Below are 21,812 nucleotides of genomic sequence, written 5' to 3'. Positions count from 1 at the left end.
CATGCACCATCAGCTACATGACTTGATCGCGCCGGTGCCCGGCACGGCGCGGCAGATCCACAGTTTTCACTTCGGCCCGCAGCAGCCCGAAGGCAAGGTGTACATCCAGTCCTCCCTGCATGCCGATGAATTGCCGGGCATGCTGGTGGCCTGGCATCTGAAGGCGCGCCTGGCAGAACTTGAAACGGCCGGGCGCTTGCGTAGCGAAATCGTGCTGGTGCCCGTCGCCAACCCGGTGGGACTGGAACAGGTGTTGATGGACATCCCCTTGGGCCGCTACGAACTGGAAAGCGGGCAGAACTTCAATCGCCTGTTTGTCGACCTCAGCGAAGACGTCGGTAACCAGGTCGAAGACCTGCTGGGCGATGATCCCCAGCGCAATGCCCAATTGATCCGCAGCGCACTGTCCCACGCCCTGGCCGCGCACACCGCCCAGACCCAGTTGCACTCCCAACGCCTGGTGCTGCAACGCCTGGCCTGTGATGCCGACGTGGTGCTGGACCTGCATTGCGACTTCGAAGCCGTGACGCACCTGTACACCACGCCCGAAGCCTGGCCACAGGTAGAGCCGTTGGCGCGCTACCTGGGTTCGCAGGCCAACCTGTTGGCCACCGATTCCGGCGGGCAGTCTTTTGATGAGTGTTTCACCCTGGTGTGGTGGCAGTTGCAGCAACGCTTCGGCGAACGCTACCCGATCCCCATGGGCAGCTTGTCGGTGACCGTCGAGCTGCGTGGCCAGGGCGATGTCAACCACGGCCTCGCCGCGCTGGACTGCCAGGCCATCATTGATTATTTGATCCACTTCGGCGCCATTCGCGACAATGCAGCCCCCTTGCCTGCCCTGGCCTACCCGGCTACGCCGTTGGCGGCGGTGGAGCCGGTGACCACGGCGGTGGGTGGCTTGCTGGTATTCAACGCCCTGCCAGGCCAATACCTGGAGGCCGGGCAATGGGTCGCCGACATCATCGACCCCATTACAGACCGCGTAACGCCTGTGCACTGCCAGCACGCCGGGCTGCTTTACGCCCGTTCGCTACGCCGCATGGCCACGGCCGGCATGGTGATCTGCCATGTCGCCGGCACACAGGCCTACCGCAGCGGTTATCTACTTTCGCCTTGAGGATGCATGCCCCATGTACAAACTGACCGTTGAAGGCCTGCACAAAAGCTATGGCGACAATCAAGTGCTCAAAGGTGTGTCGCTCAAGGCCAAGACCGGTGATGTGATCAGCCTGATCGGCGCCAGTGGCTCAGGCAAGAGTACCTTCCTGCGCTGTATCAACTTTTTGGAAACCCCCAACGATGGCGCCATGACCCTGGACGGCCAGGCGATCCGCATGGTCAGCGACCGCCATGGCATGCGCGTGGCCGACGACGCCGAGTTGCAACGCTTGCGCACACGGCTGGCAATGGTGTTCCAGCACTTCAACTTGTGGAGCCACATGAGCGTGCTGGAAAACATCACCATGGCCCCGCGCCGCGTGCTGGGTTGCAGCAAGAAGGACGCCGAAGACCGTGCCCGCCGCTACCTGGACAAAGTCGGGCTGCCGGCGCGGGTGGCTGATCAATACCCGGCGTTCCTCTCCGGCGGCCAGCAGCAGCGTGTCGCCATCGCCCGCGCCCTGGCCATGGAGCCGGAGGTGATGCTGTTCGATGAACCCACGTCGGCGCTGGACCCGGAGCTGGTGGGCGAAGTGTTGAAGGTGATCCAGGGCCTGGCCGAGGAAGGCCGAACCATGATTATGGTGACCCACGAGATGAGCTTTGCGCGCAAGGTTTCAAGCCAGGTGCTGTTCCTGCACCAGGGTCTGGTGGAGGAGCAGGGCTTGCCGGAGGATGTGCTGGGCAATCCGAAAAGCGAACGCTTGCAACAGTTTCTGAGTGGCAATTTGAAGTAGGCGCGAGCTTGCTCGCCAAAATCATCAACGATAACGCGGGCCTCCAGATTAAACGCAGCGCCTGGGGTTTGTTCGCGGGCAAGCCCGCGCCTACAGTTGGAACGTCGGCACTGCTTGAAGGGTCTTTGAACTAACCCCTCCAGAGCGTCCGCTGCCGCATGGCAAAAACCCACGACTTCGCCAAGCAATGGTTTGCCACCCAAGGCTGGAAGCCATTCGCCTTTCAGAAAGAGGTATGGGCCGCGGTCAAGGCCGGCCAGTCGGGGTTACTGCATGCCAGCACCGGGGCGGGTAAAACCTATGCCTTGTGGTTTGCCGCACTCAACCGTTTCGCCATTACCCGCCCGCCCGCTACAAGCAAGCGCAAACCGCCTGCCGAGCCGCTGACCGTCCTGTGGATCACGCCGATGCGCGCCCTGGCCGCCGACTCCGCACGCGCCCTGCAAGCACCGTTGGAGGCCTTGCACATTCCCTGGAGCGTGGGCCTGCGCACCGGCGATACCAGCAGCAGCGAACGCGCACGCCAGACCCGCCGCCAGCCCACCGCCCTGGTCACCACCCCGGAAAGCCTGACCCTGATGCTGGCCCGTGCCGACAGTGAAACCAGCCTGGCGCACCTGCGCATGGTCATCGTGGACGAATGGCACGAACTGATCGGCAATAAGCGTGGCGTGCAGTTGCAACTGGCACTGGCACGCTTGCGGCACTGGCATCCTGAGTTGATGGTGTGGGGGATTTCCGCGACGCTGGGTAATCAGGCCCACGCCTTGGAGGTACTGGCCCCACAGGGCGGCGGCATCAATGTACAGGGGCAAACGGCCAAGGCACTGAAGGTCGACACCTTGCTGCCGCCCGTCACCGAGCGCTTTCCCTGGGCCGGGCATATCGGCTTGAAGATGTTGCCGCAAGTGGTCGCCGAGGTAGAGGCCAGCAGCAGTTGCCTGGTATTTACCAACACCCGCGCGCAATCCGAGATCTGGTACCAGGCGATTCTGGGCGCTCGTCCGGACTGGGCCGGCTTGATTGCCCTGCACCACGGTTCGTTATCGCGAGAGACCCGGGACTGGGTGGAGCGAGCGTTGAAAGATGGGCAGCTCAAGGCAGTGGTGTGCACTTCCAGCCTCGACCTGGGCGTTGACTTCCTGCCGGTGGAACGGGTGCTGCAAATCGGCTCCGCCAAGGGCGTAGCGCGGCTGATGCAACGCGCCGGGCGCTCCGGCCACGCACCAGGGCGGCCCTCACGGGTAACGCTGGTGCCCACCCACAGCCTGGAGCTGGTGGAAGCCGCAGCCGCCCAGGATGCGATCGCCCAACGGCGCATCGAAGCGCGGGAATCACCGTACAAGCCGCTGGACGTGCTGGTCCAACACTTGGTCAGCATGGCCTTGGGTGGCGGGTTTACCCCGGCGGCACTGTTGGATGAAGTGCGCGGCGCCTGGGCCTATCGCGACCTCACCGAAGCGGACTGGGCCTGGGCCCTGGGGTTTGTGCGCCATGGTGGCCTGTCACTCACCGCTTATCCGGATTACCGCCGGGTGGAGCCCGATGAGCACGGCATCTGGCGCGTTCCGGATGCCCGCCTGGCACGCCGCCACCGCATGAGCGTGGGCACCATCGTCAGTGACGCCAGCATCCAGCTCAAGTTCTGGAGCAAAGGCGGCGGCGGCAAGAACCTGGGCAGTGTCGAGGAAGGCTTTATTGCAAGGCTCAAGCCGGGGGATGGATTTTTGTTCGCGGGGCGGTTGCTGGAATTGGTGCGCGTGGAAAACATGACCGCTTACGTACGCCGCAGCAACGCGAAAAAAGCCGCCGTGCCACGGTGGAATGGCGGGCGCATGCCCCTTTCCAACGAACTGGCCCAGGCGGTGGTCGAGCGTTTTGATGCCGCCGCGCATGGGCACTTCGACGGCCCAGAGATGAAGGCGGTGCAACCGTTGCTGCATACCCAATTGCGCTGGTCCGGGCTGCCGACCCGCGAGCATTTGCTGGCTGAAACCCTGCGGTCGCGAGAGGGCTGGCACCTGTTTCTGTACCCATTCGCTGGCCGCCAGGTACACCTGGGCCTAGCCAGTTTGCTGGCATGGCGGGTCAGCCAGCAGCAGCCGCTGACCTTTTCGATTGCGGTGAATGATTATGGCCTGGAGCTGTTGAGCGCCACCGAGGTGCAGTGGCCCCAGTTGTTGAATACAAGGTTGCTGAGCCCCCAAGGCCTGCTGGCTGACGTAATTGCCAGCCTCAATGCCGGCGAACTGGCCCTGCGCCGCTTTCGCGAGATTGCGCGAATCGCCGGGCTGGTATTTGCCGGGTATCCCGGCGCGCCAAAAAGCACGCGACAAGTGCAGGCTTCCAGTGGTTTGTTCTTTGAAGTGTTCAAGCAATATGACCCACAAAATCTGCTGCTGGCCCAGGCAGGGGAAGAAGTTCTGCGGGACGAGCTGGATATTCGCCGGCTGGAACAGACGCTGAATCATCTGTCGACGCTGAAGCTGGACCTGCTCAGGATCCAGCGGCCCACGCCCCTGGCCTTTCCGCTGCTGGTAGAACGGATGCGCGAAAGCATGAGCTCGGAAAAACTCTCGGAGCGCATCGCGCGGATGGTCAAGGACCTGGAAAAAGTCGCCGACAAAGGGCAAGGCTGATGCATTACCCACTGACGCTGGAAGGTGAAGAGCTATGGCTATTGCCGGAGAAAGCTATGTACTGGCCCGCGCGTAAATGTTTGCTGATCGCCGACGCGCATTTTGGCAAGGCGTCGGCCTATCGCAGCCTGGGGCAGCCGGTGCCACAGGGCACGACTACGGCCAACCTGGAACGCCTGGACAGGCTGTTATCGGCCCTGCCGTGCGCGCAGTTGATCTTTCTCGGCGACTTCCTGCACGGCCCCGGCTCTCACGCCAGCGGCACCCTGAACGCAATCCGGGCCTGGCGTGAGCGCAATCGCACACTGGCCTTGATCTTGATTCGCGGCAATCACGACAAACGTGCCGGCGACCCACCACTGGACTTGGGCATCGACGTGGTCGCGGAGCCTCTGCTGATGGGCCCTTTCGCCTTGCAACATGAGCCCGACGCCCATGCCAGCCATCATGTACTGGCGGGGCATGTGCATCCTGTGTACCACCTGCGCGGTAAAGGGCGCCAACGGCTACGCCTGCCGTGCTTCCAGGTCGGCGGGCGGGTAAGCCTGCTGCCAGCCTTTGGCGCGTTTACAGGGGGCTATGCCGTGGAGCAGGCCCCAGACCGCCGAATCTATGTGATCGGCGATCACCAGGTCTGGCCGATTCAATGATCGATAAGGCCTGCTCAGGGATCAGGCAACGGGCGCGGGTGGCGGCTCGTCCGGTAAGGTCGGCTCACCCGGTTCGGTAGGCTGTGGGTAATCAGGTTCGGGTTGACCAGGGATGCCCCCCGCGTGCGCGGGGTTGGCCATCAAGGACCAGGCCAGAACACCAATCTGGTTGGGTTCAAGCCGGGCGAGTTCTGCGCTGATTCGCGGGTCGATCTTCATAAGGTACTCCTCAAGTATGGCCCGGCGCGTTTCACACGCGCCGAAGCAGTACACCTAGATAGAGTCACTTTCTGCAGACAAATTCCCTTTACCCGTAGGCGCTTTCGATCAAGCGCGTGGGAGAGTGACGCCGCGTTGGCCCTGATACTTGCCCGCACGGTCCTTGTAGGACACTTCACAGGCCTCATCGGACTGTAGGAACAGCATCTGTGCCACGCCTTCGTTGGCGTAGATTTTCGCCGGCAAGGTGGTGGTGTTGGAGAATTCCAGGGTCACGTGGCCTTCCCACTCCGGCTCGAGCGGTGTGACGTTGACGATAATGCCGCAGCGGGCATAGGTGCTTTTACCCAGGCAGATGGTCAACACGTCGCGCGGAATACGGAAGAATTCCACGGTGCGCGCCAGGGCGAAAGAGTTGGGCGGGATGATGCACACGTCGCTCTTGACGTCGACGAAGCTCTTTTCGTCGAAGTTCTTTGGATCGACGATCGCCGAATTGATGTTGGTGAACACCTTGAATTCATCGGCGCAACGCACGTCGTAGCCATAGCTGGAAACACCGTACGAAATCACGCGCTCGTCGCCTTCGCCACGAATCTGACGTTCGACGAACGGCTCGATCATGCCGTGTTCCTGCGCCATGCGGCGAATCCACTTGTCCGATTTGATGCTCATGGCGGTGTCCTGAATAGCGAGGCGAAAAAAATCTGTGGGCCATCTTACCGGGGCCGGCGTTGGGGTTCAAAGGCCGTACGGGTTTTCTTGATCAATGCACGGCCGGTTATAAGCCATAGCGAGCGTGGCCGGGACCCGGACGGCAGGCGCCAATGACTGTAAATACCACCGCCAGTCACGAAAATAGAGAAACCTTCGGAAATACCATTGGCACGTTCCGGAAAAAGGGTTAAGGTGGCGCCACTGTGCTGCTTGTGTCACTGAGAATCTCTACACGATATGTTGAATTTCGATCCAACCATCTCCAAGAATTTTTCCTGCTCTTTGCACTCAGTCTCGGCCAGGGCTTTTCCTGAGTCGCAGTTAACTTTGTCCAAGGAGATACACCATGTCTAATCGCCAAACTGGTACCGTTAAGTGGTTCAACGATGAAAAAGGCTTCGGCTTCATCACTCCACAATCCGGTGACGACCTGTTCGTTCACTTCAAAGCTATCCAATCCGACGGCTTCAAAAGCCTGAAAGAAGGCCAACAGGTTTCTTTCATCGCTACCCGCGGTCAGAAAGGCATGCAAGCTGAAGAAGTTCAAGTTATCTAACTTGTACTGACTTAGTCGAAAAAACCCCGCCCTTAAAAGCGGGGTTTTTTTATGCCTGATCGTTCCCGCGCTCTGCGTGGGAACGATCAGGGCACAGCAAAACGCCCGATGCATTCACATGCATCGGGCGTTTTGTCATCGCTGCCCTACCAATCGTTATTGGAACAACGACTCACTCGACAAGCCATTCTTCTCCAGGATCTCGCGCAAGCGCTTGAGGCCCTCTACCTGGATCTGCCGCACCCGCTCACGGGTCAGACCAATCTCCAGACCTACATCCTCCAGGGTGCTGCTCTCATGACCGCGCAGGCCGAAGCGGCGAATCACCACTTCACGCTGCTTGTCCGTGAGCTCTGACAGCCACTGGTCAATACTTTGGGAAAGATCATCGTCCTGCAACAGCTCGCAAGGGTCCGTCGGACGATCATCGGTCAGGGTGTCCAGCAGGGTCTTGTCCGAGTCCGGCCCCAGCGAGACATCGACCGAAGAGACACGCTCGTTAAGGCCGAGCATGCGCTTGACCTCCCCTACCGGTTTTTCCAGCAGGTTGGCGATCTCTTCAGGCGAAGGTTCATGATCGAGTTTTTGCGTCAGCTCACGCGCCGCCCGCAGGTAGACGTTGAGCTCCTTGACCACATGGATCGGCAACCGGATCGTGCGGGTCTGATTCATGATCGCCCGTTCGATGGTCTGGCGAATCCACCAGGTGGCATAGGTGGAGAAACGGAAGCCCCGCTCAGGGTCGAATTTCTCCACAGCCCGGATCAAGCCCAAGTTGCCCTCCTCAATCAGGTCCAACAGGGACAGCCCACGATTGACGTAGCGTCGGGCGATTTTCACCACCAGGCGCAGGTTGCTTTCAATCATGCGTTTACGCCCAGCCGGATCGCCCTTTTGCGACAGACGCGCAAAATGGACTTCTTCTTCGGGGGTCAACAGAGGGGAAAAGCCGATTTCATTGAGGTACAGCTGGGTCGCGTCGAGCGCCCGCGTATAGTCAACGTACTTGTGCTGCTTCAACGCGGCAGCATTCTTGGATTTGGTGCGAACTGAAGGTGGTGATACCCCTTCATTATCTGACATCGTTTCCAAATCGATACCGGCCTCCATAAGGAGAACCTCATCGTCGATGTCAAACTCCGGCACTTCTTTACTGAGAGCCATTGTTATAGTCCTTTGGTGAGTTCGACCTCAAGCTCAAGCGACGCCTCTATCCTTGGCAACGCTGGAGCCTGTTCCTTCTACGTGAGGGAACAGGCTGTGCAACACATCAACGACGGGGCAGGAATTGCAGCGGATCTACAGGCTTCCCTTGGCGGCGAATCTCAAAGTGCAGTTTCACCCGGTCTGTGCCCGTTGACCCCATTTCGGCAATCGTCTGTCCGACCTTGACCTGCTGCCCCTCCCGAACCAACAACCTGCGGTTATGACCGTAGGCACTGACGTAGGTATCGCTGTGCTTGATGATGACCAGCTCGCCGTAGCCCCGCAAACCACTCCCGGCGTACACCACTGTCCCATCAGACGCAGCTAAAACAGGCTGTCCCAAATCCCCGGCGATATCAATGCCTTTATTCAAACTACCGTTTGAAGAGAATTTTCCAATCAACACTCCGTTTGAGGGCCATCCCCAACCGGTCGGCGCAGGCCCGGCAGGTGGCAACGGCGCGGGTGCCGGTTTGCTCGCAACCGTAGGCGTGGCGCTGCCTGCAGGCCGAGTGATGATGGTGGTCTTGCTTGAGGACGATGGCGAAGAACCCGACTTTGTCACAACTGCCGTAGGTGCAGAACCCGAGCGACCATCGAAACGAATGGTTTGCCCGGGATGGATCGTATACGGCACAGGAATGTTGTTACGGGCGGCCAGCGCCTTGTAGTCCCAGCCATAACGGAAGGCAATCGAGAACAGGGTGTCGCCTTTGCGCACCACGTATTGGCCGGTGGTGACCGTAGGTCTCTGGGGGGTTGCGTTGGTACGGTCAACGACCCGCGCACCGCCGGATGGCGTGCTCGAGCAGGCTGCCAATAAGGAACTCAAGACAAGGCCAAGCACCAGTCGCTGAAAGCTTGTTTTACTCATTCGCTGCGCAGGACCTGTGAGACTCACCCGCCGCTCCCTTTGTGGTGGCTGAACGTTAACGCCTGGATCAGGCTTGAAATATGACGCAAGTATAACTGGGCATTGGCTTTTTACTGGCACCTGACTGAAAGGAAAAATTCATCATGTTTAATCGTGGCTGCCAGGTGTGTTGATTCAATAGACCCCGCCGTAAGACACATCCCCGCTTACAGAATTCACTGCCCGCGAATAAATGATCAGGCCAGCGGGCCGTTGAGCAAGGGGACGAAACGCACGGCACCGAGTACATGCCGGGAAAAACCTTCGTCCTCACGGATAATAAGCATCAACTGTTGCACTTCGCCGGAGCCCACCGGGATGACCAGCCGCCCGCCAGGTGCCAATTGATCCAGCAAGGCTTGCGGCACATCGGTGGCCACGGCGGTGACGATGATACCGTTGTAGGGCGCCAGCGCCGGCCAGCCCTCCCAGCCATCGCCCCAGCGGAATACCACGTTGCGCAGGTTCAGCTCCACCAGACGCTCTTTGGCCCGGTCCTGTAGCACCTTGATGCGCTCGACCGAAAACACTCGCTCTACCAATTGCGACAGCACGGCCGTCTGATAGCCAGAGCCGGTACCAATCTCCAGCACCTTGTCCAACGGCCCCGCCGCCAGCAATAGCTCGCTCATACGCGCAACCATATAGGGCTGAGAGATGGTCTGGTTGTGGCCGATGGGCAACGCTGTGTCTTCATAGGCGCGATGTGCCAGTGCCTCATCAACAAACAGATGCCGCGGCGTGCGTCGGATTACTTCCAGCACCTGTGCGTTGGACAAGCCTTCTTCATACAGACGCTGGATCAACCGCTCCCGGGTGCGCTGGGAGGTCATCCCGATGCCGCGGCGCAACAAGTCGTCTTGTTCACGAGCCATCAACGCAGTCCCTCCAGCCAGCCATCAAGGCCACTGAAGGCATCACTGAAGGTGCGATCAAACAGCAACGGGGTAACGGAGACATAGCCTTGCATCACCGCATGAAAGTCCGTGCCCTCGCCGCCATCTTCGGCGTCACCGGCCGCGGCGATCCAGTATCCTTCCTTGCCGCGTGGGTCGACCACCTTCAAGGGCGCCGCAGCACGGGCGCGATGGCCCAGGCGCGTGAGTTGGATACCGCGAATATGGTCGAGGGGCAAGTTGGGGATATTGACGTTGAGCACCGTACGCGGCGGCAGGTCCAGGGAGCCATGGGCCTCCACCAGCTTGCGCGCGTAATACGCCGCCGTCGCCAGATTATCCAATTGCCGCGAGGCAAAGGAAAAGGCAAAGCCGGTGCGGCCCAGGAAGCGCCCTTCAAGGGCGGCCGCCACGGTACCGGAATACAGCACGTCATCACCCAGGTTGGCGCCCAGGTTGATCCCCGAGACCACCAGGTCTGGCTGGTGCTCCAGCAGACTGTTGATCGCCAGGTGCACGCAGTCGGTGGGGGTGCCGTTAACGCTGATAAAGCCATTGGCCAGGACCCGCGGGTGCAGCGGACGGTCGAGCGTCAGCGAACTGCTGGCGCCGCTCTTGTCCTGGTCGGGGGCAACCACCACGCACTCGGCGTAATCCTGCAGCGCAGCATGGAGCGCGGCAAGACCGGGTGCGGTGGCACCGTCATCGTTTGATATCAGAATACGCATGGGCTGTCCGTCTGCCCCACCGGCACCAGATCAACAAGCTCGCGCACCAAGACAGTGGCGAAGCATCCGGCCGGCAGGACGAATTCCAATTGCAGAATGTCAGGCCCGGGATAATGCCACGTCAACCCGCCAATGGGCAGTCGCAGAATGCGACGTTCCTGGCTCATTCCCGCCTTCACCAGCCAATCACGTAGGTCAGCTTCGCCAGCGGCGACAGATTGTTCCAGCTCGTATGTAAGACCTTTCGCCGGTGAATCGCCCTCGCCCCACTGCGGGCCGGTGGGATGCAGGTCCAGAATCGCCAGGCGCGGGTCACTGCACTCAGCTTCCCCGGCCGGAAAAAAACTGCGACTGTCGGTAAACGCCAGCAGATCGCCAACTTGGGCTCGCTGCCATGAACCGTCGGCGACGCGAGCCGCCAACACTTGGTTGAACAGGTAACTGCGAGCGGTGGACAGCAAGCGCGAGCGCACGTTGCGCTGCTCGGGCAGGGCCTTGCGGGCAGCCCACTCGCGAGCATCCGCCACATTGCCGCCGTTGTGGCCAAAACGCTGGGTGCCGAAATAATTGGGGATGCCGTGCCGGGCAATCAACTGCAGACGTGCGTCGATGGCAGCGGTGTCGCCGACCAGTTGGGTCAGGCGCAAGGTGAAGCCGTTGGCCGAATGAGCCCCACGCTGCAACTTGCGTTTGTGACGGGCGGTTTTCAGGATCTTGAGGGTGTCGTTTTCTGCGCCGCTCATGTCCGGGTCGGCCTTGCCGGGCAATTGCACGCTGAACCACTGGCGGGTCAGGGCCTGACGGTCCTTGAGCCCGGCATAGCTGACGGTGCGCAATGGCACCCCAGCAGCCTTGGCGATACGCCGTGCCGCTTCCTCAGTGTTCAAGCCGCGCTTTTCCACCCACAGCCACAGGTGCTCGCCGTCGCCGGTCAGCGGGATGTCCAGCACCTCATCAACCTGGAAGTCTTCGGCTGTGGCCTTGAGTACCGCGCTGCCCAGGGCCTCGCCATAGGCCCTCGGGCCCAGCAGTTGCAGGTCGTTCATGCGCGCAGCAACAAGGCGACGGAGTGCACCGCGATGCCCTCTTCACGACCGGTAAACCCGAGCTTTTCGGTGGTGGTGGCTTTCACGTTGACTTGATCCAATTCAATTTGCAGGTCTGCGGCGATCGCTGTGCGCATCGCTTCGATATGGGGGGCCATTTTCGGCGCCTGGGCGACGATGGTGTTATCGACGTTGCCAACCTTCCAGCCCTTGGCATGGATCAGGCCGACCACATGGCGCAGCAACACACGGCTGTCCGCGCCCTTGAAGGTGGGATCGGTGTCCGGGAAGTGCTTGCCGATATCGCCCAATGCAGCCGCGCCGAGCAAGGCATCGCTCAAGGCGTGCAAGACCACGTCGCCGTCGGAATGAGCCAGCAACCCATGGTGGTGTGCAATACGCACGCCGCCCAGGGTGATGAAATCGCCTTCAGCGAAACGGTGCACATCGTAGCCGTGGCCAATACGCATAAAAAAACGCCCCGATTTAATTCAGGGCGTGATTCTACCTACTTTTGCCTCAGATTAACCGAGCAAAGCACGACCATGATGCCGCAAATGGTCTTCGATGAAGCTGGCGATGAAGAAGTAGCTGTGGTCGTAGCCAGGCTGCAGGCGCAGTTCCAGCGGATGGTTGGCTGCCTTGGCTGCTTGCAGCAGGGCTTCGGGCTTGAGCTGAACGGCGAGGAAATCGTCGCGATCGCCCTGGTCCACTAACAGCGGCAACTTTTCCGAGGCTTCGCTGATCAGCACGCAGGCATCCCATTCACGCCACTTCGAGCGCTCTTCCCCCAAATAACGGGAAAAGGCCTTCTGGCCCCACGGACAGTCCATCGGATTGTTGATCGGCGAAAATGCCGACACCGACAGGTAACGTCCAGGGTTGCGCAGCGCACAGACCAGCGCACCGTGACCGCCCATGGAGTGGCCGCTGATGCCGCGCTTATCCGACGCAGGGAAATGCGCCTCCACCAGTGCCGGCAATTCCTGCACCACGTAGTCATGCATCCGATAGTGCTTGGCCCAGGGTTCCTGGGTGGCATTGAGGTAGAAGCCGGCGCCGAGGCCGAAGTCCCAGGCATTGTCCGGGTCGCCCGGCACGCCGGGGCCACGGGGGCTGGTGTCCGGCGCGACGATAATCAAGCCCAACTCGGCGGCCATGCGCTGGGCGCCGGCCTTTTGCATGAAGTTTTCGTCAGTACAGGTCAAACCGGACAGCCAATACAACACCGGCAGCTTGCCGCCCTGCTCCGCTTGCGGAGGCAGGTAGACGGCAAAGGTCATGTCGCAACCGAGCACATCGGAATGATGCTTGTAGCGTTTATGCCAGCCGCCGAAGCTCTTCTGGCATGACAGGTTTTCCAGACTCATGGCCGACCTCAGAAGTGAATGACGGTACGAATGCTCTTGCCTTCATGCATCAGGTCAAACGCTTTGTTGATATCTTCCAGGCCCATGGTGTGGGTGATGAAGGTATCCAGCGGAATTTCACCGGACTGAGCCATTTCCACGTAGCTTGGCAATTCGGTACGACCGCGCACGCCACCAAACGCCGAACCACGCCAGACGCGACCGGTGACCAGCTGGAATGGGCGAGTGGCAATTTCCTGGCCAGCACCGGCCACGCCGATGATCACTGACTCGCCCCAGCCTTTGTGGCAGCACTCAAGGGCCGCACGCATCAGTTGCACATTGCCGATGCACTCGAAAGAGAAGTCCACGCCGCCGTCAGTCAGGTCGACAATCACGTCCTGGATTGGGCGGTCGTAGTCTTTCGGGTTGATGCAATCGGTGGCACCCAGTTGCTTGGCGATTTCGAACTTGGCCGGGTTGATATCAATAGCAATGATGCGACCGGCCTTGGCCTTGACTGCACCGATAATCGCCGACAGGCCAATACCGCCCAGGCCGAAGACGGCCACGGTGTCGCCCGGCTTGACCTTGGCGGTGTTGATCACCGCACCGATGCCGGTGGTGACACCACAACCGAGCAGGCAGACTTTTTCCAACGGCGCTTCTTTAGGAATCTTGGCCACGGAGATTTCCGGCAGCACGGTGTACTCGGAGAACGTCGAGGTGCCCATGTAGTGGAAAATCGGCTGGCCCTTGTAGGAGAAACGCGTGGTGCCATCCGGCATCAAGCCCTTGCCCTGCGTGGCGCGAATGGCCTGGCACAGGTTGGTCTTGCCACTCAGACAGAACTTGCACTTGCCGCATTCCGGGGTGTACAGCGGGATCACGTGATCGCCCACAGCCACCGAAGTTACGCCCTCGCCGATGGCTTCCACCACTGCGCCGCCTTCATGGCCGAGGATCGACGGGAAGATGCCTTCCGGGTCCGCCCCCGACAAGGTGTAGGCGTCGGTGTGGCACACGCCGGACGCGACCACCCGCAGCAGCACCTCGCCAGCCTTGGGCATGGCGACATCCACTTCAACAATCTCAAGGGGCTTCTTGGCCTCGAAGGCTACGGCGGCACGGGACTTGATCATCCGGGTTTCTCCATCGGGTTAAAAACTGAGACGGTGAGTGTAAATCATCACCTATTGATGAATAATTCGAACTAAAGCAAAACATTATTGCTGTACAGGGACAATCACCATGCTGGAGAACCGCTGGGAAGGCATTGACGAGTTTGTCGCGGTGGCCGAATGCAGCCAGTTCACGGCGGCGGCCGAACGGTTGGGGGTGTCTTCATCCCATGTCAGCCGGCAAGTGGCGCGCCTTGAAGAACGCCTGCAAACCCGATTGCTGTACCGCAGTACGCGCAAGGTGACTTTGACCGAAGCCGGTCAGACCTTCCTGCAGCACTGCCAACGCCTGCAGGACGGTCGCGAGGAAGCGTTGCGGGCGGTGGGCGACCTGACCAGCGAACCCAAGGGCATGTTGCGCATGACCTGCGCCGTGGCCTATGGCGAACGCTTTATCGTGCCGCTGGTGACACGATTCATGGCGCACTATCCGCAACTGCGCGTGGACATCGAGTTGACCAACCGCTCGCTGGACCTGGTGCATGAAGGCCTCGACCTGGCCATCCGCCTGGGACGCCTGCAAGACTCGCGCATGGTTGCCAGCCGCCTGGCACCTCGACGCATGTACCTGTGCGCGTCGCCCTCCTACCTCGAACGGTACGGTCGGCCACACAGTTTGTCGGAGTTGAGCCGGCATAACTGCCTGATTGGCAGCTCGGATATCTGGCAAATGGCCCAGGATGGGCGGGAATTTTCCCAGCGCGTGCAAGGCAATTGGCGCTGCAACAGCGGGCAAGCGGTGCTGGATGCGGCGTTACAAGGCATGGGCTTGTGCCAGTTGCCGGATTACTACGTGCTGGAGCATCTGCACAGCGGGGCGTTGGTGTCGTTGCTGGAGGCTCATCAACCGCCAAATACTGCGGTGTGGGCGTTGTATCCGCAGCAGCGGCATTTGTCGCCGAAGGTGAGGAAGCTGGTGGACTTTTTGAAGGCGGGGTTGGCGCAGAGGCCGGAGTACAAGCATTGAATTGAGGTGGTCTGCACCGGCCTCATCGCGGGCAAGCCCGGCTCCCACAGTTGGACGTGGCAGCGATCAAATGTGGGAGCTGGCTTGCCTGCGATGAAGCAGACCCGGTCTGACAGGTTACCGCCGGTTAGCCCAGCGCAACTTCAACCACTCCAGGTCTTCCGGCCGAGTCACCTTGATATTGTCCGAACGCCCTTCGATCAGGCGCGGCGCCTGCCCGGACCATTCCATGGCCGACGCTTCATCTGTGATCACCGCATCGGCCACCAGGCTGTCGGCCAAGGCGCGATGCAAGGCGCCCAGGCGGAACATCTGCGGCGTGTAAGCCTGCCAGATCAGGCTGCGATCAACGGTATCCACCACACGGCCATGCTTGTCGACACGCTTGAGGGTGTCGCGCGCCGGCACCGCCAGCAGGCCGCCTACCGGATCGTCAGCCAGTTCCGCCAACAATTTGTCGAGGTCATCACGGCTCAGGTTAGGCCGCGCAGCGTCGTGCACCAACACCCAGTCGTCATCACTGGCGCCCAGGGCGTTGAGTTGCAGCAGCGCATTGAGCACCGAGCCGGAACGTTCCGAGCCCCCGTCGGCACGCTGGATACGCGGGTCAGTGGCGCATGCCAAGGTGGGCCAATAAGGATCGTCAATTGCAAGACTGACCACCAGGCCCTTGAGGCGTGGGTGGTCGAGAAAACAGCCGAGGCTGTGTTCGAGAATAGTGCGCCCGCCCAGTTGCAGGTACTGCTTGGGACGGTCTGCGGCCATACGGGCACCGACGCCCGCGGCAGGAATCACGGCCCAGAAGGCCGGTAAATCGTGGCTCATTGGGCCAACTGGTAGAGGGTCTCGCCCTCCTTGACCATGCCCAACTCATGACGAGCCCGCTCTTCAACGGTCTCCGTGCCTTTTTTCAGCTCAAGCACTTCAGCGTCCAGGACACGGTTGCGCTCCAGCAGGCGTTCGTTTTCGGCACGCTGGTCGGCAATTTGCTGGGTCAGTTCTTCCACCTGCGCAAAGCTGCCATTACCGACCCATAGGCGGTACTGCAGGCCAGCCAGCAACAAGAGCAAGACGAGGAACAACCAATTGGGACTGCGCATCGAAATCCGGGTATCCAGTTAAAAAAGACAGTCATGCAAACCTTTTGCAGCAACTGATAGCACAAAGCCTGGAAAAACCAGGCTTGCGCTTGTCAGTCAGCAGATTAGCGCCGAAATTCACATTTTCGTGAGATTTCTGACGCTATCTGCCGACTTTTTACCATTTACTGCTTAGCCGCGAAACTCGCCACGACCGTTGTACTTGGCTTTACCTGCCAATTGCTCTTCGATGCGCAGCAATTGGTTGTACTTGGACACGCGATCGGAACGGCACAGGGAACCGGTCTTGATCTGGCCCGCCGAAGTACCCACGGCCAGGTCGGCAATGGTGGAATCTTCGGTTTCGCCGGAGCGATGGGAGATCACGGCGGTGTAGCCCGCGGCCTTGGCCATCTGGATGGCTTCCAGGGTTTCGGTCAGGGTGCCGATCTGGTTGAACTTGATCAGGATCGAGTTGGCGATCTTCTTGTCGATGCCTTCTTTCAGAATCTTGGTGTTGGTCACGAACAGGTCGTCACCCACCAGCTGGATTTTTTCGCCGATCTTGTCGGTGAGGATTTTCCAGCCATCCCAGTCGGACTCGTCCAGGCCGTCTTCGATCGAGATGATCGGGTAGCGCTGGGTCAGGCCTTTGAGGTATTCAGCGAAGCCTTCGGAGTTGAACACCTGGCCTTCGCCGGACAGGTTGTACTTGCCGTCTTCATAGAATTCGCTGGCGGCGCAGTCCAGGGCCAGGGTCACGTCGGTGCCCAGCTTGTAGCCAGCGTTGGCCACGGCTTCGGAGATGACTTTCAGTGCGTCTTCGTTGGAGGCCAGGTTCGGCGCGAAACCGCCTTCGTCACCCACGGCAGTGCTCAGGCCACGAGCCTTCAGTACAGCCTTGAGGTGATGGAAAATCTCGGTACCCATGCGCAGGCCTTCGGAGAAGGACTTGGCGCCAACCGGCTGTACCATGAATTCCTGGATGTCGACGTTGTTATCTGCGTGCTCGCCACCGTTGATGATGTTCATCATCGGCACCGGCATCGAGTAGACGCCCGGTGTGCCATTCAGATTGGCAATGTGTGCGTACAACGGCAGGTCCTGGTCCTGCGCAGCCGCCTTGGCAGCTGCCAGGGACACCGCGAGGATGGCGTTGGCGCCGAGGCTGCCTTTGTTTTCAGTGCCGTCGAGCTTGATCATCGCGTGGTCCAGGGCTTTCTGGTCCAGCGGGTCCTTGCCCAGCAACAGGTCACGAATCGGACCGTTGATGTTGGCTACAGCCTTGAGTACACCCTTGCCCAGGTAACGGCTCTTGTCGCCATCACGCAGTTCCAGCGCTTCGCGCGAACCGGTGGAAGCACCGGACGGCGCGCAGGCGCTGCCGATGATGCCGTTATCGAGAAGCACGTCGGCTTCGACGGTGGGGTTGCCACGGGAGTCGAGAACTTCACGACCTTTGATGTCGACGATTTTTGCCATTGTTGTAAACACTCCAAAGTTGACGAAAACGACGCAGCTGAAGGAAATCTTTTGACCGACCGCAAGGGTGGAACAACGGGGCAGGCTTGCAGACGACAAGGCTCAGGCCCGGGGGCCTGAGCGTAAAGCGTGGGAAATTCTACCGGAGAAATGCCAGTTACGCGGTCTCTACCGTCGGAAAACTCTTGACCAGCTCGTCCAACTGCTTGAGTTGGGCCAGGAATGGCTCCAGCTTGTCCAGGCGCAGGGCGCATGGGCCATCACATTTGGCGTTGTCCGGGTCCGGGTGAGCTTCAAGAAACAGGCCCGCCAGGGACTGGCTCATGCCCGCCTTGGCCAGGTCCGTCACCTGGGCACGTCGCCCGCCAGCGGAGTCCGAACGACCACCGGGCATTTGCAGCGCGTGGGTCACGTCGAAGAACACGGGGTATTCGAACTGTTTCATGATGCCGAAACCGAGCATGTCCACCACGAGGTTGTTGTAGCCGAAGCTCGAACCCCGCTCGCAGAGGATCAACTGGTCGTTACCCGCTTCCACGCATTTGCTCAGGATGTGTTTCATCTCCTGAGGAGCGAGGAATTGGGCTTTCTTGATGTTGATCACAGCGCCGGTCTTGGCCATGGCGACCACGAGGTCGGTCTGGCGCGACAGGAAGGCCGGCAACTGGATGATGTCGCACACCTCGGCGACCACGGCAGCCTGCTCAGGCTCGTGGACGTCGGTGATGATCGGCACGCCGAAGGCTTGCTTGATGTCCTGGAAGATCCGCATGCCTTCTTCAAGGCCCGGGCCGCGATAGGAGGTCACGGACGAACGGTTGGCCTTGTCGAAGCTGGCCTTGAAGACGTAAGGGATACCCAGTTTCTGGGTGACCCGCACGTACTCCTCACACACCTGCATCGCCATGTCGCGGCTTTCCAGCACGTTCATGCCGCCGAACAGCACCATGGGCTTGTCGTTGGCAATCTCGATGTCGCCTACGCGAATGATCTTCTGGGCCATCAGGTTTACGCCTTCTTCTGATGTTGCGTCAGTGCTGCTTTGACGAAACCACTGAACAACGGGTGACCGTCGCGCGGCGTCGAGGTGAACTCCGGGTGGAACTGACACGCCACGAACCACGGATGATCCGGTGCCTCGACCACTTCAACCAGCTTGCCATCACCGGAGCGGCCGGAGATTTTCAGGCCAGCTTCTTTGATCTGCGGCAGCAGGTTGTTGTTCACTTCATAGCGGTGGCGGTGACGCTCGACGATCACGTCCTTGCCGTAGCAGTCGTGTACCAGCGAGCCAGCTTCCAGCAGGCAATCCTGTGCACCCAGGCGCATGGTGCCGCCCAGGTCGGACGTTTCGGTACGGGTTTCAACCGCGCCAGTGGCGTCTTCCCACTCGGTGATCAGACCCACGACCGGATGGCCGCTGCTGTGATCGAACTCGGTGGAGTTGGCGTCTTTCCAGCCCAGCACGTTACGGGCGAACTCGATAACGGCCACTTGCATGCCCAGGCAGATACCCAGGTACGGCACCTTGTTTTCACGGGCGTACTGCACGGCAGTGATCTTGCCTTCCACGCCACGCAGGCCGAAACCGCCGGGAACGAGGATCGCGTCAACACCTTCGAGCAGCGCAGTGCCCTGGTTCTCGATGTCTTCGGAGTCGATGTAGCGCAGGTTGACCTTGGTACGGTTGCTGATACCGGCGTGGCTCATGGCTTCGATCAGCGACTTGTACGCGTCCAGCAGCTCCATGTACTTACCGACCATGGCGATGGTGACTTCATGCTCAGGGTTGAGCTTGGCGTCGACAACCGCTTCCCACTCGGACAGGTCTGCACCGCCGCACTGCAAGCCGAAACGCTCGACCACAAAATCATCCAGGCCTTGCGAATGCAGGATGCCCGGGATCTTGTAGATGGTGTCGGCGTCTTCCAGGGCAATCACCGCACGTTCTTCAACGTTGGTGAACTGCGCAATCTTGCGGCGCGAGGAAATGTCGATCGGGTGATCGGAGCGGCATACCAGCACATCCGGCTGCAGGCCGATGGAACGCAGTTCCTTGACCGAGTGCTGGGTAGGCTTGGTTTTGGTTTCGCCGGCAGTGGCGATGTACGGCACCAATGTCAGGTGCATCAGCATCGCGCGCTTGGCGCCGACTTCGAAACGCAACTGGCGGATGGCCTCGAGGAACGGTTGGGACTCGATGTCACCCACGGTGCCACCGATCTCGACCATGGCCACGTCGGCATCGCCTGCACCCTTGATGATACGGCGCTTGATTTCGTCGGTGATGTGCGGGATCACCTGGATGGTTGCACCCAGGTAGTCACCACGGCGCTCTTTGCGCAACACGTGCTCGTAGACACGGCCGGTGGTGAAGTTGTTGTTCTGGGTCATGGTCGTGCGGATGAACCGCTCGTAGTGGCCCAGGTCCAGGTCGGTCTCGGCGCCGTCGTGGGTGACGAACACTTCACCGTGCTGGAACGGGCTCATGGTGCCCGGGTCGACGTTGATGTACGGGTCCAGCTTGAGCATGGTGACCTTAAGTCCCCGCGCCTCCAGGATGGCCGCCAATGAAGCGGAGGCAATGCCTTTCCCCAATGAAGAAACAACACCGCCCGTGACGAATATGTAGCGCGTCATGAAAAACCCTAGAAGTCTGCGTTAAAGCGGTCCGAGCCGCCGGGGAAAGCGAAGGAAGGCCGAAGCCCCCGATCACCTGCATTAATCACAGTGCACCTTTCAAAAAAACCGCCGCGTTGTGACAGACCAGCAATGAAACACCGGTACGTTGATCGCTACACATTTTTTGGAATCGCCCAGCAAAGACTGCTTGGTAATCGGCAACGACTGCGATTCAGGCGAATCCACAGAAGTTGTATCAAGAAGGGAGCGTAGTCTACCGGAAAGGCGCTATCAGCTCAAACCTTGATCGCAGGTCTGTGGCAACCAATCCAATTGCACCTCACCCATCGACCGGGCCCATGCCCCCGCAACGCTTGGCACAGCCAGCAATTGCTCGCCCCGATAGACCAGCGGCAATCTGCCACGGACGAAGCCCGGCATGCCGCTTTCATTCAGCAGACGCTTGAGATCGCGCCGGCCTCGGCCCGGTACGTCGATGATTTCGCCACCCTGGCGATAACTCACCTGCAGCGGGCCTTCGGGAGCCTTGCCGATAAATCTCAGTTGGCCATTACCCGATAACTCTAGTGGATTTTGCGGATCGGGCCAGCTCACCGATGCGTCGGAAAACTCCGACCATGTTGTGGGCAACCACCAGATGCGTTCACCGCTACGCTGCATTTGGCCGTCGGCCAGGCGCCACAGAGGCTGTGCGTCACGCTTGGCATCGCGCAGGGCATGCCAACCGGCCCAGTGATCGCTGTCGGGTAAACGGGTCAGTGGCATGAGCCAATGCCGCAGGGCGTTACGCTGGCGGGCATCGGACAATTCACGCAATGGTTCAAGCGCCAGGGACTGCAGAGGCAACCAGGGAAACGCAGAAGGCTGATCGGCGCGCTGCAGGTCCATCAGCGCCAATTCGTCGAGCAGCCCCTGAGCCTCAGCCATGTGTTCAGCCGTGCGAGCCAGGTGGGTGATCGCCTGGGGCCAGCGCTCCGTCACGGCAGGGAGTACACGGTGACGCAAGTAATTGCGGGAAAACCGGGAATCAACGTTGGAGGGGTCTTCGATCCACTGCAACTGATGCTGATGGGCGTAGGCTTCCAGCTCGCTACGGGTGCACGCCAGCAACGGCCGCACCAAGCGGCCTTGGGCCAACGGGCGATGCTCAGGCATAGCCGCCAACCCTCGCACACCGGCGCCACGCAGCAGGCGAAACAGCAGGGTTTCGGCTTGATCGTCGCGATGCTGGCCAGTGAAAAGCACCTCCCCTGCCTCCATGACTTGCATGAACGCTTGGTAGCGCGCCTCGCGGGCCGCGCGTTCAAGGCTCGCACCCTGACTGACCTGCACGCGCATGACGCACAAAGGTACGCCCAGGCTGTCGCAGACTGATTGGCAATGAGAGGGCCAAGCATCGGCAGCAGCTTGCAGGCCATGGTGGACATGGACGGCGCTGACAGGAGGCAGATTTTCAATTTTGGTCAATGAGGCCAGGAGGTGCAGCAGGACGGTGGAGTCGAGACCGCCGGAGAACGCGATATGCCAGGCCGGGGCGTTGCGCCAGGGGGCCAGGGTGTGCAGGAGTGTGGCCGGCAGGGTTGGTTTCATCACACGTCACCGCCGCAAAGCTTGAATACGTTCGTCAGCATACACAAAGCAAA

22 protein-coding genes are annotated in these 21,812 nt (G+C 60.3%); 6 read left to right on the top strand and 16 right to left on the bottom strand.

Features of this window, described 5'->3' with window-relative positions; all coding sequences use genetic code 11:
* The first annotated feature begins 1 nt into the window (after nt 1).
* The 4 genes from BT199_RS08815 to pdeM all read left to right on the top strand — a co-directional run bounded on the left by BT199_RS08815 (nt 2) and on the right by pdeM (nt 5,187).
* Entirely contained in the window at nt 2-1,120 is a 1,119-nt protein-coding gene (locus BT199_RS08815; protein WP_072434311.1) for a succinylglutamate desuccinylase/aspartoacylase family protein, read from the top strand.
* 13 nt (nt 1,121-1,133) lie between these two features.
* The gene (locus BT199_RS08810) at nt 1,134-1,898 is read left to right on the top strand and encodes an ABC transporter ATP-binding protein (protein ID WP_034126849.1); all 765 of its coding nucleotides are present in this window, start codon (nt 1,134-1,136) and stop codon (nt 1,896-1,898) included.
* Nucleotides 1,899-2,056: 158 nt separating this feature from the next.
* Nucleotides 2,057-4,537, top strand: coding sequence for a ligase-associated DNA damage response DEXH box helicase (locus BT199_RS08805; protein ID WP_072434310.1), 2,481 nt, complete (start codon nt 2,057-2,059; stop codon nt 4,535-4,537).
* On the top strand, nt 4,537-5,187 hold the full coding sequence (gene pdeM, locus BT199_RS08800; RefSeq protein WP_072434309.1) for a ligase-associated DNA damage response endonuclease PdeM: 651 nt from the start codon (nt 4,537-4,539) through the stop codon (nt 5,185-5,187). Before BT199_RS08805 ends, pdeM begins: the two co-directional genes overlap by 1 nt.
* Nucleotides 5,188-5,208: 21 nt before the next feature.
* On the opposite strand, the gene BT199_RS08795 is transcribed toward pdeM, so the two are convergent.
* Nucleotides 5,209-5,406 (bottom strand): hypothetical protein, encoded by a 198-nt coding sequence (locus tag BT199_RS08795; protein WP_005785769.1) that lies wholly within the window; start codon nt 5,404-5,406, stop codon nt 5,209-5,211.
* 108 nt (nt 5,407-5,514) lie between these two features.
* Entirely contained in the window at nt 5,515-6,081 is a 567-nt protein-coding gene (gene dcd, locus BT199_RS08790; protein WP_003189215.1) for a dCTP deaminase, read from the bottom strand.
* A gap of 388 nt (nt 6,082-6,469) precedes the next feature.
* Between dcd and BT199_RS08785 the strand changes: the two genes are divergently transcribed.
* The gene (locus BT199_RS08785; protein ID WP_002554837.1) at nt 6,470-6,679 is read left to right on the top strand and encodes a cold-shock protein; all 210 of its coding nucleotides are present in this window, start codon (nt 6,470-6,472) and stop codon (nt 6,677-6,679) included.
* Between the two features lie 156 nt (nt 6,680-6,835).
* Here the strand turns inward: BT199_RS08785 and rpoS are convergent, their stop codons facing one another.
* The 8 genes from rpoS to BT199_RS08745 all read right to left on the bottom strand — a co-directional run bounded on the left by rpoS (nt 6,836) and on the right by BT199_RS08745 (nt 13,959).
* The gene (gene rpoS, locus BT199_RS08780) at nt 6,836-7,843 is read right to left on the bottom strand and encodes an RNA polymerase sigma factor RpoS (RefSeq protein ID WP_003189214.1); all 1,008 of its coding nucleotides are present in this window, start codon (nt 7,841-7,843) and stop codon (nt 6,836-6,838) included.
* Nucleotides 7,844-7,949: 106 nt separating this feature from the next.
* Nucleotides 7,950-8,786 (bottom strand): peptidoglycan DD-metalloendopeptidase family protein, encoded by an 837-nt coding sequence (locus tag BT199_RS08775; RefSeq protein WP_003189213.1) that lies wholly within the window; start codon nt 8,784-8,786, stop codon nt 7,950-7,952.
* A 209-nt stretch (nt 8,787-8,995) separates the two neighbouring features.
* The gene (locus tag BT199_RS08770) at nt 8,996-9,631 is read right to left on the bottom strand and encodes a protein-L-isoaspartate(D-aspartate) O-methyltransferase (RefSeq protein ID WP_169850588.1); all 636 of its coding nucleotides are present in this window, start codon (nt 9,629-9,631) and stop codon (nt 8,996-8,998) included.
* A gap of 41 nt (nt 9,632-9,672) precedes the next feature.
* Nucleotides 9,673-10,422 (bottom strand): 5'/3'-nucleotidase SurE, encoded by a 750-nt coding sequence (surE, locus tag BT199_RS08765; RefSeq protein WP_014717247.1) that lies wholly within the window; start codon nt 10,420-10,422, stop codon nt 9,673-9,675.
* Nucleotides 10,410-11,468: a tRNA pseudouridine(13) synthase TruD gene (gene truD / locus BT199_RS08760; RefSeq protein ID WP_014717246.1), complete on the bottom strand. Its 1,059-nt coding sequence runs from the start codon at nt 11,466-11,468 to the stop codon at nt 10,410-10,412. The genes surE and truD overlap by 13 nt, the downstream gene beginning before the upstream one ends.
* Nucleotides 11,465-11,938 (bottom strand): 2-C-methyl-D-erythritol 2,4-cyclodiphosphate synthase, encoded by a 474-nt coding sequence (gene ispF / locus BT199_RS08755; RefSeq protein WP_003189207.1) that lies wholly within the window; start codon nt 11,936-11,938, stop codon nt 11,465-11,467. The genes truD and ispF overlap by 4 nt, the downstream gene beginning before the upstream one ends.
* Before the next feature lie 54 nt (nt 11,939-11,992).
* Nucleotides 11,993-12,838, bottom strand: coding sequence for an S-formylglutathione hydrolase (gene fghA, locus BT199_RS08750; protein WP_058410376.1), 846 nt, complete (start codon nt 12,836-12,838; stop codon nt 11,993-11,995).
* A gap of 8 nt (nt 12,839-12,846) precedes the next feature.
* Nucleotides 12,847-13,959: an S-(hydroxymethyl)glutathione dehydrogenase/class III alcohol dehydrogenase gene (locus BT199_RS08745; protein WP_014717243.1), complete on the bottom strand. Its 1,113-nt coding sequence runs from the start codon at nt 13,957-13,959 to the stop codon at nt 12,847-12,849.
* A 109-nt stretch (nt 13,960-14,068) separates the two neighbouring features.
* Between BT199_RS08745 and BT199_RS08740 the strand changes: the two genes are divergently transcribed.
* The gene (locus BT199_RS08740) at nt 14,069-14,965 is read left to right on the top strand and encodes a LysR substrate-binding domain-containing protein (protein WP_072434308.1); all 897 of its coding nucleotides are present in this window, start codon (nt 14,069-14,071) and stop codon (nt 14,963-14,965) included.
* Between the two features lie 117 nt (nt 14,966-15,082).
* On the opposite strand, the gene ispD is transcribed toward BT199_RS08740, so the two are convergent.
* From ispD to tilS, 6 genes are all read right to left on the bottom strand, one after another.
* The gene (gene ispD, locus BT199_RS08735; protein WP_014717241.1) at nt 15,083-15,790 is read right to left on the bottom strand and encodes a 2-C-methyl-D-erythritol 4-phosphate cytidylyltransferase; all 708 of its coding nucleotides are present in this window, start codon (nt 15,788-15,790) and stop codon (nt 15,083-15,085) included.
* Complete coding sequence (ftsB, locus tag BT199_RS08730) at nt 15,787-16,065, bottom strand: cell division protein FtsB (RefSeq protein ID WP_003189195.1); 279 nt, start codon at nt 16,063-16,065, stop codon at nt 15,787-15,789. The genes ispD and ftsB overlap by 4 nt, the downstream gene beginning before the upstream one ends.
* A gap of 171 nt (nt 16,066-16,236) precedes the next feature.
* Nucleotides 16,237-17,526 (bottom strand): phosphopyruvate hydratase, encoded by a 1,290-nt coding sequence (gene eno / locus BT199_RS08725; protein ID WP_003189193.1) that lies wholly within the window; start codon nt 17,524-17,526, stop codon nt 16,237-16,239.
* A 157-nt stretch (nt 17,527-17,683) separates the two neighbouring features.
* The gene (gene kdsA / locus BT199_RS08720) at nt 17,684-18,529 is read right to left on the bottom strand and encodes a 3-deoxy-8-phosphooctulonate synthase (RefSeq protein WP_003189190.1); all 846 of its coding nucleotides are present in this window, start codon (nt 18,527-18,529) and stop codon (nt 17,684-17,686) included.
* Nucleotides 18,530-18,534: 5 nt separating this feature from the next.
* On the bottom strand, nt 18,535-20,166 hold the full coding sequence (locus BT199_RS08715; protein WP_003189189.1) for a CTP synthase: 1,632 nt from the start codon (nt 20,164-20,166) through the stop codon (nt 18,535-18,537).
* A gap of 273 nt (nt 20,167-20,439) precedes the next feature.
* Entirely contained in the window at nt 20,440-21,759 is a 1,320-nt protein-coding gene (tilS, locus tag BT199_RS08710) for a tRNA lysidine(34) synthetase TilS (protein ID WP_072434307.1), read from the bottom strand.
* Nucleotides 21,760-21,812: the final 53 nt, after the last annotated feature.

The sequence above is a fragment of the Pseudomonas sp. NFR02 genome (assembly GCF_900119375.1).
GTDB lineage: Bacteria > Pseudomonadota > Gammaproteobacteria > Pseudomonadales > Pseudomonadaceae > Aquipseudomonas > Aquipseudomonas paracarnis.
Note: the sequence above shows the minus strand (reverse complement) of the source record. Positions and strands in the feature narration are given on the sequence as shown.